At 38.8% G+C, this 17,016-nt stretch carries 16 protein-coding genes; 9 read left to right on the top strand and 7 right to left on the bottom strand.

The genetic code is table 11. The features are described 5' to 3' along the window. Window positions 1-21 precede the first annotated feature (21 nt). From BMY50_RS12475 to BMY50_RS12455, 5 genes are all read left to right on the top strand, one after another. Window positions 22-1,563: a tagaturonate reductase gene (locus tag BMY50_RS12475; RefSeq protein WP_202907827.1), complete on the top strand. Its 1,542-nt coding sequence runs from the start codon at window positions 22-24 to the stop codon at window positions 1,561-1,563. 14 nt (window positions 1,564-1,577) lie between these two features. Then, the gene (locus BMY50_RS12470; RefSeq protein WP_093324712.1) at window positions 1,578-3,221 is read left to right on the top strand and encodes a UxaA family hydrolase; all 1,644 of its coding nucleotides are present in this window, start codon (window positions 1,578-1,580) and stop codon (window positions 3,219-3,221) included. A gap of 356 nt (window positions 3,222-3,577) precedes the next feature. After that, complete coding sequence (gene uxaC / locus BMY50_RS12465) at window positions 3,578-4,984, top strand: glucuronate isomerase (RefSeq protein WP_093324709.1); 1,407 nt, start codon at window positions 3,578-3,580, stop codon at window positions 4,982-4,984. A gap of 167 nt (window positions 4,985-5,151) precedes the next feature. Further along, window positions 5,152-6,594 (top strand): MFS transporter, encoded by a 1,443-nt coding sequence (locus tag BMY50_RS12460; RefSeq protein ID WP_093324706.1) that lies wholly within the window; start codon window positions 5,152-5,154, stop codon window positions 6,592-6,594. A 132-nt stretch (window positions 6,595-6,726) separates the two neighbouring features. Continuing rightward, complete coding sequence (locus BMY50_RS12455; RefSeq protein ID WP_093324703.1) at window positions 6,727-7,893, top strand: MFS transporter; 1,167 nt, start codon at window positions 6,727-6,729, stop codon at window positions 7,891-7,893. A gap of 6 nt (window positions 7,894-7,899) precedes the next feature. On the opposite strand, the gene BMY50_RS12450 is transcribed toward BMY50_RS12455, so the two are convergent. Genes BMY50_RS12450 through BMY50_RS12435 form a run of 4 tightly spaced genes read right to left on the bottom strand, consistent with a single transcriptional unit; the run spans window position 7,900 to window position 10,715 of the window. After that, window positions 7,900-8,385, bottom strand: a complete 486-nt coding sequence (locus BMY50_RS12450; protein WP_093324700.1) for a hypothetical protein — start codon at window positions 8,383-8,385, stop codon at window positions 7,900-7,902. 59 nt (window positions 8,386-8,444) lie between these two features. Then, window positions 8,445-9,656, bottom strand: a complete 1,212-nt coding sequence (locus BMY50_RS12445; RefSeq protein WP_093325786.1) for an ABC transporter permease — start codon at window positions 9,654-9,656, stop codon at window positions 8,445-8,447. A 4-nt stretch (window positions 9,657-9,660) separates the two neighbouring features. Further along, on the bottom strand, window positions 9,661-10,302 hold the full coding sequence (locus BMY50_RS12440; RefSeq protein WP_093324696.1) for an ABC transporter ATP-binding protein: 642 nt from the start codon (window positions 10,300-10,302) through the stop codon (window positions 9,661-9,663). A gap of 5 nt (window positions 10,303-10,307) precedes the next feature. Further along, window positions 10,308-10,715 (bottom strand): MerC domain-containing protein, encoded by a 408-nt coding sequence (locus BMY50_RS12435; RefSeq protein WP_093324693.1) that lies wholly within the window; start codon window positions 10,713-10,715, stop codon window positions 10,308-10,310. 99 nt (window positions 10,716-10,814) lie between these two features. On the opposite strand from BMY50_RS12435, the gene BMY50_RS12430 reads away from it, so the two are divergent. The 4 genes from BMY50_RS12430 to BMY50_RS12415 all read left to right on the top strand — a co-directional run bounded on the left by BMY50_RS12430 (window position 10,815) and on the right by BMY50_RS12415 (window position 14,835). After that, window positions 10,815-11,018, top strand: a complete 204-nt coding sequence (locus BMY50_RS12430; protein WP_093324690.1) for a hypothetical protein — start codon at window positions 10,815-10,817, stop codon at window positions 11,016-11,018. Window positions 11,019-11,020: 2 nt separating this feature from the next. Further along, window positions 11,021-12,220: a GTP-binding protein gene (locus BMY50_RS12425; protein WP_093324687.1), complete on the top strand. Its 1,200-nt coding sequence runs from the start codon at window positions 11,021-11,023 to the stop codon at window positions 12,218-12,220. 119 nt (window positions 12,221-12,339) lie between these two features. Next, window positions 12,340-13,755: an alkaline phosphatase gene (locus BMY50_RS12420; protein ID WP_093324684.1), complete on the top strand. Its 1,416-nt coding sequence runs from the start codon at window positions 12,340-12,342 to the stop codon at window positions 13,753-13,755. 93 nt (window positions 13,756-13,848) lie between these two features. Then, window positions 13,849-14,835 carry a 2-hydroxyacid dehydrogenase gene (locus BMY50_RS12415; protein ID WP_093324680.1) on the top strand — a complete coding sequence of 329 codons (987 nt, stop codon included), beginning with the start codon at window positions 13,849-13,851 and terminating at the stop codon, window positions 14,833-14,835. 412 nt (window positions 14,836-15,247) lie between these two features. Here BMY50_RS12415 and BMY50_RS28460 read toward each other — a convergent pair whose 3' ends face one another. The 3 genes from BMY50_RS28460 to BMY50_RS12405 are packed head-to-tail and all read right to left on the bottom strand — an operon-like array spanning window position 15,248 to window position 17,011. After that, window positions 15,248-15,670 (bottom strand): metallophosphoesterase family protein, encoded by a 423-nt coding sequence (locus BMY50_RS28460; protein WP_238383747.1) that lies wholly within the window; start codon window positions 15,668-15,670, stop codon window positions 15,248-15,250. Next, a complete protein-coding gene (locus BMY50_RS28455; RefSeq protein WP_238383746.1) occupies window positions 15,642-16,331 on the bottom strand; it encodes a metallophosphoesterase in 690 nt (229 codons plus the stop codon). Before BMY50_RS28455 ends, BMY50_RS28460 begins: the two co-directional genes overlap by 29 nt. Then, on the bottom strand, window positions 16,328-17,011 hold the full coding sequence (locus BMY50_RS12405; protein WP_093324677.1) for a GDSL-type esterase/lipase family protein: 684 nt from the start codon (window positions 17,009-17,011) through the stop codon (window positions 16,328-16,330). Before BMY50_RS12405 ends, BMY50_RS28455 begins: the two co-directional genes overlap by 4 nt. Window positions 17,012-17,016 lie beyond the last annotated feature (5 nt).

Genomic DNA, 17,016 nt, shown 5'->3' with positions numbered 1-17,016 from the left:
AAAAATAAGACCAGCATACGAATGGAACGTTTAAATAACAAATTTTTGCAAACGGGTTCGTTACCCGCAGAAGTTCTAGGGCCTGTAGCCAATTGGAACGAGTTACCTGTCAAGGTGATACAGTTCGGCACAGGTGTATTACTTAGAGGATTACCTGATTATTTCATTGATAAAGCCAATAGAGCTGGTATTTTCAATGGAAGGATTGTAGTGGTGAAATCAACCAGTACGGGTAAAACAGACAGTTTTAATGAACAGGACGGTTTATATACGCTTTGTGTAAAAGGAATAGAGGATGGAAAAGACGTAGAGGAATACCTATTGAATTCATCTATCAAAGAGGTTCTTTCCGCGCAAGACAATTGGCATGATATTATGCAATATGCGCTAGATCCTGAAATGAAGGTTGTTATCTCCAATACAACAGAGGTAGGGATTGTATATGATAAAAATGATAATATTTTAGCACAGCCACCTGCATCCTTCCCCGGGAAATTACTTGCATTTTTATATGCACGTTTTAAACATTTTGAAGGGAGTAAGGCATCAGGGTTGGTGGTGGTACCTACCGAACTTATATCCGATAACGGATTAAAGTTGAAAAACATTCTGCTTCAATTAGCAAGCGAACATCTTTCGGAAGAAAAATTCATAAGCTGGCTTAATGATGCGAATTATTTTTGTAATTCGCTGGTCGACCGTATTGTTCCAGGGAAACTGCCTTATGAGGAACATCAATCCATGGAAAAAAAATTGGGCTATAAAGATGAGCTTATGATTATGGCTGAGCCTTTCCGCCTGTGGGCTATTGAGGCGAAAGACCCTTATGTGAAAGAAGTGTTGTCATTTAGTACGATTGACGAGGGTTTAGTTATCACAGGCGACATAAGTAAGTTTAAAGAGCTCAAATTACGTCTATTGAACGGCACACATACGTTTACCTGTGGACTTGCCGTTCTCGCAGGTTTTGAAACCGTTAAAGAGGCTATGGCTAATCCGTTAATGGAGCATTTTATTACTAATTTATTAATGCAGGAAATTGTTCCTACAGTTGTTGGTTCCCAAATATCCAAAGAAGAGGCGGATGTCTTTGCCGGAAAAGTGTTAGATAGATTCCGTAATAAATCCTTAGATCATAAATGGATTAATATTACCCTAAATTATACTTCTAAGATGGAAATGCGAAATGTTGCCCTCTTAAAAGGATACTATAAAGGTCATAATGCTTCTTCGCAGTATATGGCGTTAGGTTTTGCCGCTTATTTGCTCTTTATGAAGGGGAAAAAGAGTATCGATAATACTTACAAAGGTTATGTTAACAATAGAGGTTATTATGCCATTAATGATGAGTCGGCAGAAATCTTTGAAAATCTTTGGAATAGGCAGTCCCCTGAGCAAGTGGTAGATGATGTGTTAAAAAACCAACGTTTGTGGAACGTTAATTTGTCAACGTTACCAACATTCGGAAGTGAAGTGAAAAAATACTTGCATGCATTAATGAATAAAGAGGCATTGGATGTTATTAGCGAGGTTGTAAATAATAAAGAAATTCAGTCAGTTTAAGTTATAAAAAGAAGATGGGAGCGCGCGTTTTAAAAATACATCCACATGATAATGTATTGGTAGCCTTACAAGACCTTCAGAAAGGTGAACATATTCATTATAAAGAGCAGGTTTATGTGTTGAAGGAGGATATACCTGCAAAACATAAATTCTATCTAGTCCCTTTAAAGCGAGGAGAGGAGGTTTTTATGTATGGAACGTTGGTGGGAAAAGTACAGTATGATGTACAGGTAGGTGAACGCATGAGCACCGAGAATTTAAAGCATGCGGCAGCACCTTATACCTACCGCCCATCTCAATATAAGTGGCAACCGCCTGATGTATCTCGGTTTATTGATCGTACCTTTTTAGGTTATCATAGAACTAATGGAACGGTAGGCACCGCAAATTATTGGTTGTTTATTCCAACCGTATTTTGCGAGAATAGAAATTTAGATGTCATTAGAGAGGCCTTACACAATGAGTTGGGCTATGCGGTGACCGACAAGTATAAGCAAAAGGCGAAACTTTTACGCGAGTGGTACAAGAATAGTGGTGATATCGAGGCGTTAGATCTGCATGTGCAAGAATCCCTGGTGCCCACTGATCGTCTATTTGAAAATGTGGATGGGATTAAGTTTTTAAATCATCAAGGTGGTTGCGGAGGTATTCGGCAAGATGCTGCTGTACTTAGTAAATTGCTTGCAGCCTATGCTGATCATCCAAATGTAGCCGGTGTAACGGTGTTGAGTTTAGGATGTCAGAACTTGCAGGTGCAAGATTTTCTTCGGGATTTAAAAGAACGTAATCCAACATTCGATAAACCCTTGCATATTTTTGAACAGCAACAGTCAAAAAGTGAAGAGGATATGATTACCGACGCAATTAAACAGACTTTTCTCGGCCTAGTAGAGGCCAACAAGCTTACCCGTAAACCAGCTTCCCTAACTAAACTAACATTGGGCGTTAAATGTGGTGGAAGCGATGGCTTTAGTGGTATCTCTGCCAATCCAGCAGTAGGTTATTGTTCGGATTTGCTCGTGGCGCTCGGAGGAAAGGTGCTGTTGGCGGAGTTTCCGGAGCTTTGCGGTGCTGAACAGAATTTGATAGATCGCACGAAAGATGAAGCGGCCGCTAAAAAATTCATTGAATTGATGACAGCTTATAGTGAAGCTGCCGAAAATGCAGGCTCTGGATTTCATATGAATCCATCTCCCGGAAATATCAAAGACGGATTGATTACAGACGCCATAAAAAGTAATGGGGCAGCGAAGAAAGGAGGAACAGCGCCCGTGGAGGATGTATTGGATTACACCGAGCCAGCCGTAAAACCAGGACTTAATTTAGTTTGTACACCGGGCAACGATGTAGAGGCAACTACGGGAAAGGCTGCGAGTGGTGCTACACTTATCTTGTTTACAACCGGTTTAGGTACGCCGACAGGAAACCCCGTTTGCCCAGTAATAAAAGTTGCTACAAATTCACAGTTAGCCTCGCGTATGGCTGATATAATCGATATAGACTGCGGACCTATTATCGCTGGAGAGAAAACGATCGAACAAATGGGAGAAGATATTTTAGAATATTGTATACGAGCCGCCAGCGGAGAAGTGATACCCAAAGCTGTCCAACTTAATCAGGACGATTTTATTCCATGGAAGAGGGGAGTGTCTTTGTAATGGTGAGTTGTTAGTTGTTAGTTGCGAGTTATGAGGTGTTAACAACTAATTTATCAAGAAGAGATATTATCACACTACGCTAGCAAGACCGACCTCATAAGAACTTGTCCGACCACTGGCGGATGTGTGTTAAAAAAAGTTTTTAGGGGATGAGAGAATAATATGAGGAAGCGAAGCGGCTGCATATTATGGCTAAGGGAAAACTTTTTAGCGAGAATTATGAAGTCATGAGTTATTCACCTTTTGTTTGTTTTCGAAGGTGTTCATAGGAGCTCGTCACTATCTTCCTCGGTTTTGTTCCTTTTGGGGCAAACCGAGAGAAAAATAAAAAAGCCATTAAACAAATAATTAGAAGAATGAAACCGTTTTTAGATAAAAATTTTTTATTAGAAAGTACCACTGCACAGTCCTTATATCATGATTATGCTGTGCAAATGCCAATTATTGATTATCACTGTCATCTATCTCCACAACAAATTGCGGAAGATGCACAATTTGACAATATAACGCAGGTTTGGCTATATGGCGATCATTATAAATGGCGTGCTATGCGTACGAATGGTGTTGATGAAAGTTATTGTACGGGAGAGAAAAGTGACCGCGAAAAATTCTTAAAATGGGCTGAAACAGTACCTTATACATTAAGGAATCCGCTATATCATTGGACGCATTTAGAGTTGAAGCGTTATTTCGGTATTAATGAAATATTGAGTCCCGAAACAGCAGATAGGATTTATGATCAATGTAATGCACTCCTTAAAGATCCTGCTTATAGTGTTCGTAATCTTTTAAGGAAAATGAATGTAAAGATTGTTTGCACAACAGATGATCCAACAGATTCGCTTATATATCATCAACAACTAAAAAGTGAAGGTTTTGAGATCAAAGTGTTACCTGCCTTTCGACCAGATAATGCAATGAACTTATCAATACTCTCAAAATTCAAAAGTTATGTTAGAAAGCTAGAGGAGGTGTCGAAAATAAGTATTCAAAATTTTGATGATTATTTGCATGCTTTAAAATCAAGGCACGATTATTTTGCCGAAAATGGTTGTTGCGTATCCGATCACGGATTAGAAAAAATTTATAATGATTCGTACCGTTTAGAGGATATACGAACAACCTTTTCCAGTGCTTTGGAAGGCAAATTGATTTCTGACGAAGAACATAACCAGTTCCGATCGGCTATGTTGACTTATTTTGCTGAATGGGACCATGAAAAGGGGTGGGTACAACAATATCATCTAGGGGCACTTCGCAATAATAATTCCAGGATGATGCAAAAGCTTGGCCCAGATACTGGTTGGGATTCTATTGGTGATTTTTCACAGGGCAAAGCCTTAGCAGGTTTTTTAGATAAGTTAGATAGCCAGGATAAACTAGCTAAAACAATATTATATAATTTAAACCCATCTGATAACGAATTGATAGCCACGATGATCGGTAATTTTAATGATGGGTCGTCTTCAGGGAAAATTCAATTTGGATCGGGCTGGTGGTTTCTAGATCAAAAAGATGGTATGATTAGGCAAATGAATGCCTTGTCTAATATGGGATTGATCAGCAATTTTGTCGGGATGTTGACAGATTCCAGAAGCTTTTTATCCTATCCAAGACATGAGTACTTCCGACGTATCTTATGTAACCTTTTTGGTGAAGAAATTGAAAAAGGAGAACTGCCAGACAATCTACCTTGGATAGGCAAAGTGATCCAAGATATCTGTTATAATAATGCTAGCGCCTATTTTAACTGGCCGAAATAAGCTTTCAAAAAGCAGACGACTCCGTCTGCTTTTTGACTTTAAATAAGAATAATAAGGTAAATTGATTAAAAATTGATATCATTGTATTTCAAAGGTGAATTTAAATTATCTATGGAGATGTGCAAACGTTTTCAAATTAACCTAATTAAATGATATAACCAAAAATAATGAACCAAAAACAAACTATTGGTAAATACAGATGGACAATCTGTTCCTTGCTTTTTTTTGCTACTACAATCAATTATTTGGATAGGCAAGTCCTATCCTTAACATGGAATGATTTTATTGCCCCGGAGTTTCATTGGACCAACAACGATTATGGTAATATCACCGCTTTATTTTCCATTTTTTATGCCATTTCGCTTTTATTTGCAGGTAGATTTGTTGATTGGCTCGATACTAAAAAGGGATTTCTTTGGGCAATAGGTATCTGGTCTATTGGCGCTTGCTTACATGCCTTTTGTGGTATTGCTACGGCTGGTTTGCTGACAGGTAATTGGTTAGTTGGGTTTGAAGGAGCGAAGGAGTCAATAGCAATGGTTGATAATACCGCCAACATTATAACGGTAAGTGTAGCGCTTTTTATTTTTGCTCGTTTCGTCTTGGCGCTTGGTGAAGCAGGTAATTTTCCAGCTGCCATTAAAGCGACTGCAGAATACTTTCCAAAGAAAGATAGAGCTTTTGCTACCAGTATTTTCAATGCAGGGGCAACCGTAGGAGCTCTTGCTGCTCCTGTTACAATACCTTTTATTGCGGCAGCCTACGGTTGGGAAATGTCTTTTATCATCATAGGTGCATTGGGTTTTCTATGGATGGGTTTTTGGATTTTTATTTATCATAAGCCCGAGGTACATCCTAGAGTAGGTAAGGAGGAGCTTGCTTATATTCAGCAAGATTTGATAAATGATAGAAAACTTGTGGATTACAAAGAGGAAACAACTACGAAAGTTTCTTTTGTGCAATGTTTTAAATATAATCAAACCTGGGCTTTTGCTTTTGGTAAATTTATGACGGATGGCGTTTGGTGGTTCTTTCTTTTCTGGACACCTGCTTACCTAAGTTCGGTTTATGGAATGGATTCTACAGACAGCGCGTTGCCTCTTTTTGTGCTTTATTTGATTACGCTTCTTTCGATCATTGGAGGATGGTTACCCACATATTTTGTAGATAAGAAGGGAATGAATCCTTACGCAGGTCGTATGCGTTCTATGTTAATATTTGCTTTTTTCCCCTTATTAGCATTATTTGCACAGCCACTCGGCCATATCAGCTATTGGTGGCCGGTGCTTATTATAGGTATTGCCGGAGCAGCGCATCAAGCGTGGTCGGCCAATATTTTTACTACTGTTGGAGACATGTTCCCTAAAAAGGCTATCGCTACCATCACCGGAATCGGCGGTATGGCGGGCGGAATTGGATCTTTCTTCATTAACAAGTGCTCAGGAATGTTATTTGATTACAGTAAGGAAACGGACATGTCTTTTATGGGATTTCATGGAATTGAGGCGGGATACTTTATCATTTTTTCGGTCTGTGCCGTTTGTTATATTGTTGGATGGATAGTAATGAAGGCACTGGTACCGACTTACAAACCCATTACAGATCTATAGGAATTTCGTTGTAAAAGTTTTTGACCGCCTAGTGTATATGTATGCTAGGCGGTCTTTTTATTTTATAATCTACCTTTATATGTAAATTCTTTTTGAGAACTTTGTAACAAAAATTTAATCGTAGGCCATATTGTGGAAAGTTATACTCCGCCCGCTGTAGTTCATGATCGTAATAGGGTACGTTTAGCTGTAGCATTGTTTTATTTTTGCCAAGGACTGGCATTTGCTTCATGGGCATCCCGCATACCTGACATAAAAACAGCATTAAACCTTTCAGACGGTCAGTTGGGAAGTCTCTTATTTGCGCTTCCTCTCGGACAATTAGTGACAATGGCATTGTCGGGCAGCTTAGTGACAAAATTTGGAAGTAAAAAAGTCCTGATCGTTGCAGCAGCATTATATGTAATTGCATTAACAAATTTAGGTTTAGCTACTAAGGGCTGGCATCTAGGAGCCGCGCTATTCCTCTTTGGTATAATAGGGAATATGTGCAATATAGCGGTAAACACACAAGGTGTCGCTGCTGAAAACTTATTTGATAAACCCATTATGTCTTCTTTTCACGGCGCGTGGAGCATTGCTGGCTTCACCGGTGCGCTTGTAGGTCTTTTAATGATTAATCTGCATGTTAATCCCTATCTGCATTTTTGGATTATCGCCGGACTTGTATGGATCAGTATAGTCATAAATAATAAGTATTTAATTGCGGGAGTAGGCCCTACCAGTACTACCAAACGAAAATTATTTTCGAAACCTGAAGGAGCGTTGATACAATTAGGTGTGATAGGCTTTTGCAGCATGGCAACAGAGGGAGCTATGTTTGATTGGAGTGGTGTATATTTTAAAGATATTGTGAAAGCACCACATGCTTTGGTACCGCTTGGTTATGCTTCTTTTATGATCATGATGGCTTCTGGAAGATTTATTGGAGATCGTTTGATTGCCAGATTAGGTAGGAAGACCGTGTTGCAGGTAAGTGGAGTTCTCATTTCACTGGGTATGTTTATAGCAGTAATATTTCCCTATGTTGTTACAGCCGTTTTAGCATTTATGCTGGTTGGCTTAGGAGTGGCTACGGTGGTGCCGACGGTCTATAGTGTTGCTGGTAGAAATGCTAAAGTAGCTCCAGGCATAGCGTTGGCAATGGTGTCTAGCGTAAGCTATTTAGGCTTTTTAATGGGGCCGCCTTTGATAGGTTATATAGCAGAACTCGCAAGTCTACGATATTCTTACGCAGTAATAGGTGTTTTCGGTGTAGTGATCAGTATGCTGGTTGCTAAAATCCGCGCAATAAAATAAACTTATTTATTGCGAAAGGGATGCATCTAAAAGCTGAATCTCAGCACCTTTGTCGGGATCTTGGTTTAGATGTATAGTGCCATTAATTTTGAAGGGTTCATCTGTAAATCTTACTTTCCCTTTTCTCATCACAATTTGTACAAGTGGTGGAATGCCATTTTGCCCGCAAAACATGCATTGCATGACCGGTAAAACGGATAACATAAACGTATGATGATCCCTACCTACCTTTAGGGGAATCATGTAGCCAGGTAGTGTGACATTTTTATTATCAAGGGCTTTCAATTCTTGTGGGAAATGAGGCGTGTACGTTTTTGTGCCGTCTGGCATAGTGATAACCTTATACATGAGAAGATCAAATTTTTCCCAAATGGCCGTCATCATTGGTTTATGATCGGGAATAGTGTTCTGGATCAGCTGTGACTTTACCTGATAGGAAAAGGATAATAGCAAAACCACTAATAGAAAGGATTTCTGTAAATATTTAAACATGGCAGTTCATATTTATTTTTTTAAGTTGGATACGAAAACCTTTCATGCGGCACCGTTTTTTATTTAGCTAGTGTTTCAGACAGCTGAGTCGAATAAGATTTCATGGCAGGTACCATTGCTGCTATGAAGCCAACTAAACAACCTATTAACATAATAAGTAATTCCTGCCTAATGAAATAAAATGGATGTACCATTTCATTATTACTATAAATTGTAATAAAAAACAGCGCTAGATGCGCAAGTAGAAGACCTATTATAGTTCCTATAAATGTTATATATGTTCCTTCTATTATCGTAAGCATAAATACTTTCATGCGCGATGCACCCATTGTTCGCATAATAGCTAGCTCATATTTTCTGTTCTTTAAGTTGTTAAGTAGGTTTATGAAAATTCCGCCGCCGGCCATGACCATTAATAGATAGGAAAGTATTTGTAAGGAATCAAACCCTATTCCAAGTAAACTAAAAATCCGACTACTTTCAATTGCCGGTGATGCAGCCTGAAGGTTCGTTTTTTTATTAACCATTTGGGGAAATGCCGCTATGGCTGCTGGATTTTTATATTGTATTAGCAGACTTGTAATCTCTTCTTCACCTTCCGAAGGAGCTATTAGGTGAAGCGGATCTTCTTCCCCTGCATGACCTTCATGTTGCATATGATCATGCATATGCCATATGCTGGTGAGCTTTGTAAGTAATAAATTATCAGGAATATTCTTGCTGTCGCCTAAAATGCCGACTACCCAATAAGGATGTGTCTCGTGTAGGTCCTCGCTGCTGCTTAATCCATGAGCACTGATTATTTTGTCACCAATCTGAAGACCGGCTTTTCGAGCGACGGATGCGCCGATCACTATCTCAAAATCTTTTGTAAACCAGCGACCTGTAGCAACCGTTACTTGATATAATTTTAGAAAATTGCTATCCGTTCCTATGATTCTATAACCTTGATAATTATCGCCCATAGCAAGAGGAACGGCCATTTTTACAAATGGATTCTTAGACAGTTGATGAGCCTCCTTTAAGGAGATATTTCCTGTCGGATTATCTACATGATAGACACTGTTGAGTATTAATTGCAGCGGACTACCCTTTGCCCCTACAACTAAATCAATATGCCTGCTTTTCTTTTCAAGTTGCTCATTTAATTGTGTACTAACTAATAAAATAAGACATAAGGTAGCTATACCCAATGAACAAAGGATGATACTCAATACACAAGAAGACAAATGATGGCTTACGTTTTTTCTAACCAAATAGAATAATGTCATTTTGTTAAAGCTGATAAAGGGTTGATATTCTACTCTTAATTCGCTGATCATGAGTTGCTATAATAAGCGACGTTTCATTGTCTACTGTTTGGGTTATCAATAAATTTAATACGCTTTCGGCATTGCTGTCGTCTAATGAAGATGTGGGCTCGTCTGCCACCAATAGTTTTGGACGGTTAATAAGTGCTCTTGCAATCGCTACGCGTTGCGCTTGTCCCTGGCTAAGCTGAACTGGATAACTATTCGCTTTCTCCAATATACCTAGTTTGTTTAAGAGATCATGTTGGCGCGCTGTATCCTTCTTTAAACCAGCAAGCATTTGCGCCAATGTTAGATTTTCTTGTACCGTGAGGCTTGGCAAAAGATGCGGTTTCTGAAATATTATACCAATGGACGTGCCTCGAAAATGATCAAGCGCTCTATTGGGAAGCTGGTAAATAGCTGTTCCAAAAATGTGCACGGCACCCCTTTGCGGTCTTAGCAAGCCACATAATAGGTGGAGCAGGGTGGTCTTGCCACTTCCCGATTTCCCAGTTATTAAACAAGGCTGTCCTTGCTTTAAGATAAAGGGTTGGAACGTAATGGTGTGACCATTTTTATAGCTATGAGACAATGTATTGGTTTTTATTTCACGGACGTCAATCATCGTAGCTATTTATTTTCAGATGAAGTGTAGCAGCTGTGACGATGTGCTCTGGTTAATTTCCAATTGATAAAATGCGCTGCAGCAATGGTTAAGCCTCCTAATGGAACTAAAACAGGTTCCATATCATGAAAACCTAATAAATGCGTCCCAAAAATAAGTATGAAGCCTAATACTAATAAGAGAATAGGGCCACACTTGCGATGAAATTTGAGGTAAGAGGGAATAAGGGAGCTAATACCCACCACAACTGAAAGAGAAATAACAGCGATCTCAACCCATGGGCTTGATAAAAACTCTAAGCCAATTAATGGAAGAAGGGTAATAACAAAGGGCATTAGCGCACAATGCACGGCACAAAGCGCGGAGGCGGTAAACCCAATTTGATCTAATTTGGACAAAAAGCTGGTTTTCATAATATATATGTGTGTTTTACTCAAGTGAATATTTATTAATGCAATTATGTTGCAAATATATTATCTTATTTTTAAGTTTGCAACTAAATTGCATTAAAGATGATTCCACAAGACTTTGAAACATGGCGTGATTGCATCACTGTAAAATGTGGTATAACGCTTTCTCCAGCATTCGCAAGGCAGCGTTTGGCTATTTATAGACAGAAAGCGCATACTGAAACAACAGCATTTATAAGATTATATGGTTCGAGACACTATCAAAACATAGTTGCTTGGTTAGAAACAATAGAAAAAGGAGCATAGAAATGTCGACAAAAAAACTTCCTGTTACTGTGTTAAGTGGGTTTTTAGGGGCTGGAAAAACCACCTTGTTAAATCATGTTTTGCACAATAAGCAAAATTTAAAAGTAGCCGTTATTGTAAATGATATGAGCGAGGTAAATATCGATGCGCAAATGGTAAGCAGAGAAAATGTACTATCGCGTACAGAAGAAAAACTCGTAGAGATGAGTAATGGCTGTATCTGTTGTACTTTGAGGGAGGATCTAATAGTGGAAGTAGAACGCTTAGCAAAAGAAAATCGTTTTGATTATTTACTTATTGAGAGCACGGGGATTTCTGAACCCATTCCCGTAGCTCAAACCTGGAGTTATGTTGATGATAACCAGCATATTGATTTAGGGAATTTTAGTTATATAGATACGATGGTTACGGTAGTAGACTGCTTTAATTTTTTTAAAGATTTTGGTACGAACGAAACTTTATTGGATCGGCGTTTGACGGATGATGAGCAAGATCATCGGACAATTGTTAATCTATTAACAGATCAAATTGAGTTTGCTAATGTGATTATTTTAAATAAAACAGATTTGGTAGCCGATGAAACGATCGGGACATTGGAAGCAGCGCTGAAGAAATTAAATCCCGATGCCCATATAATAAGGTCACATTTTGGTGGGATTGATATAACGCATATTTTGAATACCGGTCTGTTTGATTTTGAGAAGGCTTCTTCAACCGCTGGATGGCAAAAAGAGCTGGAAAACGAACATACACCCGAAACGGAAGAATATGGAATTTCTTCTTTTGTCTTTACCTCCCAGAAACCTTTCCATCCTGAGCGCTGGCATACATTTTTAAACCAGCATTACCCGAATAATATCATACGGGCAAAAGGACTGTTTTGGATGGCTTCCAGACCGGACAAAGCTATAAATTTTAGTCAGGCTGGCGGGAGCCTGCGAATAGAAAATGCCGGCACCTGGTGGTGCAGCATGCCTTATGAAGAAAGAATTCAATATTCCTATTACCACGATTTTAAAGAAGAAATAGAAAACAGATGGAGTAAACAATGGGGAGATCGGCAGAACGAATTAGTATTCATAGGACAATATTTGGATAAACAAACTTATTTGAATGACCTCGAAGCGTGCTTACTCACAGATGAAGAAGCTAAGGAATGGAATAACAAACATTGGAAGGACGATTTTCCGGAATATATGTAATCTTCTCTAAAGAAGGAGCGATTGTTAACATAAAATTAAAATGAATCTTAGTTGCAATTGAGGCGGAGATATTATATTTGCTAATTGCAAAAATTTAATATATCAATAATACATCGTGCATGAGACGCAGAGAATTTTTTAGAAATACGGCTTTCACAGCCCTTGGTGCTTCCTTACTATCTCCATTTGAATCCATAGCCCGCCGTCGTTCAAGTAATATTGTATCTAGCCCAGCAGGCGGGGCCAAGAATATTATTTTTATGGTAAGTGATGGGATGAGTACCGGTACCTTAAACATGGCAAGTCTTTTACGCTTTAGAAAGGAAGGAAAGCAAAGTAATTGGCTATCCTTATATGAGCAGAATTTAGCTAGCAGAGCCTTAATGGATACGGCTTCAGCTAGTTCGCTGATCACCGACTCAGCCGCGGCAAGCTCTTCCTGGGGCGGTGGTGTTCGCGTGAGTAATGGATCTTTAAATGTAAACGAAGATGGAACGTATAATAAGCCTATTCTACAAAAGTTTAAGGCAGCAGGTAAAGCCGTAGGCTGCGTGACGACAGTGCCCATCACACACGCTACCCCAGCGGGTTTCTGTGTAAATAGCAATAAACGTTCTGATCAGCCCGGCATTGCGCTTCAATATTTTGATTTACGTTTTGATGTAATGATGGGGGGCGGACTTGAATTTTTTAGTGCTGATAAGCGGAGGGATAAACAGGATCTGTTGGCAAAGTTTAAGCAGGGTGGTTTTGAAGTTATTCGAAATAGGGGAGAACTGTTAGCTATTTCAAGCGACCTTCAAAAACCGATTTTGGGCGTTTTTTATGAAGATGGATTGCCTTATGCACTCGATAGGGAAACGGATGTGCAATTAAAAGAAACGACACCAAGTTTGGCCGAAATGACAAAGACAGCGATTCAGCAATTGAAGAAAAATAAAAGCGGATTCGTACTACAAGTTGAAGGAGGTAAAGTGGATTGGGCTGCACATGCTAACGATGCTGGGGGCTTGATTTATGATCAATTAGCTTTTGATGATGCGATAGGAGAAGCGATCGCTTTTGCAGCGGAAGATAAGGAAACTTTGGTCATTATTACAACGGATCATGGAAATGCAAACCCGGGTTTGTTTTATGGCGAACACGCTAATAAGAATTTTGATCGCATTCAGCAATTTAAACATACAAATAATTGGATATTAAATGGGGTGGACCAAGCCTATACACCCGATCAATTGATTGAACGTATTGAATTTGCACAACATTATGTTATTGCCAAAGAGGAAGCTAGTGCCTTGTTAAGTCATTATAAGACATTGGATGGTGACGGACTGTATAACCCGCGGAAATTACCGTTTAAATTACTTGCTCAGATTCAGGAAAAGCATCTTTCCGTGGGCTGGGGAGCAATGGACCATTCGGCAGATTTTGTAGAACTGGCCATGTTTGGGGCAGGAAGAGAAAATTTAAAACCTTTTGTTAAGAATATAGATCTTCACAATTTTATGCTACAAGCAACGGCAATAAATGTTTAATTCTCCATTTACTGATTTTTTTCTATGTATCGCAGAAACTAACGTCAAAATTGCTATATTCAGGGGTTGATATGGACTAGTAAAAGTGCAAACATGAAAGTAGCAATGTATAGTGCTCAATCGTACGACCGTTTTTCATTTGATAAGGTAAACGAGGAATATGGTCATGAGTTTTTATATCTTGATATAGATTTAAATCTATTCACCGTAAAATTAGCAGAAGGCTGTGAGGCTGTTTGTATTTTTGTGAATGACCAGGCAGATGCAAAGGTATTGCAGGCTTTATTGAATATTGGAATCAAAACACTTGTACTACGTTGCGCTGGTTTTAATCAAGTGGATCTGGAAGTGGCAAAAGAACTAGGTATACAGGTGATGCGTGTACCCGCTTATTCCCCAGAAGCAGTTGCAGAGCATGCAGTTGCCATGATTCTAACATTGAATAGAAAAACACATAAAGCTTATAATAGGGTAAGAGAAGGGAATTTTTCCTTGGTGGGTTTAACTGGTTTTAACCTGCACAGAAAGAAGGTAGGCGTGATAGGTCTAGGGAAAATCGGATTGGCTTTTAGTAAAATAATACATGGCTTTGGTTGTGAGGTGTTGGCATATGATCCTGTAATTCAATCGTACCCCGATTATATTAATGTGATCCAGTTGGAAGAGTTACTTCAAGAGTCTGATATTATTTCTTTGCATTGCCCGTTACTCAAAGATACACTGCATCTAATCAATAAAGAGCGCTTAGCTTTAATGAAGGATGGCGTTATGTTAATAAATACCAGTAGAGGAGGTTTAGTTCATACGCGGGATATTATTGAAGCCCTTAAAAAGAGGAAAGTAGGATTTTTAGGAATTGATGTATATGATCAGGAGGAGAAATTATTCTTTAGAGATCTGTCGGGAAATATTATTGAAGATGACGACATTTTGCGACTTATGAGTTTTCCGAATGTATTGATTACCGCACATCAAGGATTTTTTACTTCAGAAGCGTTAAATGAGATTGCACATATTACACTCCAGAACTTAATGAATGCTGAAAAGGGTATTATTTCTGAAAATTCACTGACCTGTTAATAATCGAATTCAGATCAATAGCGTAATATAAGTAAAATGAGGATAAATTTTAGTTGAACATTATTGTAATATGATTAAGTTGATGTTAAAAATATGTTAAAATAGTTTTTGTGTTGTAACGAATAAGGATTCGGAACGTCTTATAAATAGTTTTTTGTTTATATTGGGTTTGTCAAGTCCTGCAATTCACAGATCGCAGGACTTGTTTATTTCTGAATAATTTGTTTTAGGCATATTTTGTCATTGAATTGTTAATTCAAATAAATAGTTTTCATAGTGTTTTCTGTATGCACTATTTTTGTGTCATTCATAATTTAGGTTTATAATTGGTTAGTTAAAAAGTCTTCGATCTCCCCGGTCGAAGACTTTTTTGTTGCTTAACGATCTATTCGCATTTTACGATAAAACCTTGTTAGTCGAGCTGGAATGTAAAATCATCATAATCTTTACTTCTCCATGCTAAATGCTGAGTAGCAGGGGAGATAGCAAACAGGGGAGAAAATGTTTTTACTTTGATTGTTTTTCCATCAGGTAAGAATTCTAAGATTCTAAGCCAGCCATCTCCACCATTGCCGTGCCAGCCACCACCTAAGGCCTGTGCATTAAACGTCATCTGCTGAACCTTTTTGCCAGCGGCATTTGTATCGGTACGGAAAGCGATATGTGCTTTTTCATCGTCGGGTGCACCAATATGTCCAGAAAAAACCAGTACAATATTTTTCGATGGCTTTACTAGTTTCTCCCAAATTGCTTTTCCATAATTGGGGTTTTTCACTTCGTATCCTTCGGTTTCTATATGTTCATTTTTAGCATTTAAATAAGAGTGCGTCAACAATACCACGCGATGTTCGGCGTAGGCAGGTTTGTTCACCACCTCCTTTGCCCAGGCAATCGTTCCATCGTGTGGGGCAAACTCTAATACCATAAAAAGGTATTTGATGCCGTGAGGATCTATGAATTCGTAAGCAGCATTTCGTGAGGCTTGGTTGTTGATCGATGTTTAAACCAACCTCTTTTAGTAAGGCTTGCGATTTAGGGTTCTTGTCGGCAGGGAAATACTGGTTATAATTGGTTTGACGATTTTCTGCACTTTTGAAGCCGTAGTCATGATTGCCCGTTGCGGCAATATAAGGTACTTGGCCGTCTAACCTGCTAAATCCACGGGCGACAGACCTCCATTGATTTGCACTTGCTTGATTGCCGTTTTGTCCAACAGGCATTAAGATATTATTTTGTTCTACTAAATCGCCTGTACATAGTACCATTTCTATGTGTAAAGGCTGAATATTTTCGCTAACCCAGCTGGTCATTAGCTCCCAAATCGGTTGATTCCGGCTAAACTTAACATACGTTTGTGGATCCGGTAGAAGAATCATCGACCACGCATTGGAGTCGGTTAATGCGGGAGGCGTGTAGGCAGCTTCCTGACTAGAAGCGGAGAGGAAGAAATGTAAGGTGATGAAGCAGACGATGCTTTTTTTGAATAGCCTGTTCATAGGTAACCTCCGTCTTTTAAAATTTTCGCCCAAACCTGATAACCCGCCATTCTTAAATGTAATCCATCATGTGTTAACTCCGCTTTCAGGTGTTTTGCGTGATCTAAGAAATGGGGATACAGATCGATCAGCTGTATTTTTTTCTCTTTAGTGAGCTTTCTTATCCCTTCATTTACGTAAAGAATATGCTCATCTTTTCCATAGTGATTTTTGAATTTTTCAAAGGAACTGTTAACAGGTAAAAGGGTTTGAAAATATATCTTGGTAGCAGGTGACGCTGCTTGAATACGATCAACAATCTTAGTATAGTTGTTCAGTATGATATCATCGGGTATGTTTTTGGATATATCGTTGATCCCAATCAAAATAAAGACCTTGTTTGGTTTGCCCGAAATAACATCATCCAGACGTTCCAGTACACCGTAGGTAATATCTCCTGAAATTCCTCGATTACGAGCAGTTGGAAGTTGCAATAATTCATTCCAATCGGTGCCGGCAGTTATACTATTCCCCAGAAAGACAATATCAGAAGATGCTTTTGGGAAAGACTTAAATTGTTCCACTAATAACGGATAGACGGCTGGTCTATAAGTGCTATCCCAGCTGCTTTCTTGTGCGAACGATTGGTTGAAAGCCAAGAACAGCAAACAACTTAGTAAGCGTAACTTAAAACGATTCATAATTT

Source organism: Olivibacter domesticus (genome assembly GCF_900109575.1).
Taxonomy (GTDB): Bacteria; Bacteroidota; Bacteroidia; order Sphingobacteriales; family Sphingobacteriaceae; genus Olivibacter; species Olivibacter domesticus.
Note: the sequence above shows the minus strand (reverse complement) of the source record. Positions and strands in the feature narration are given on the sequence as shown.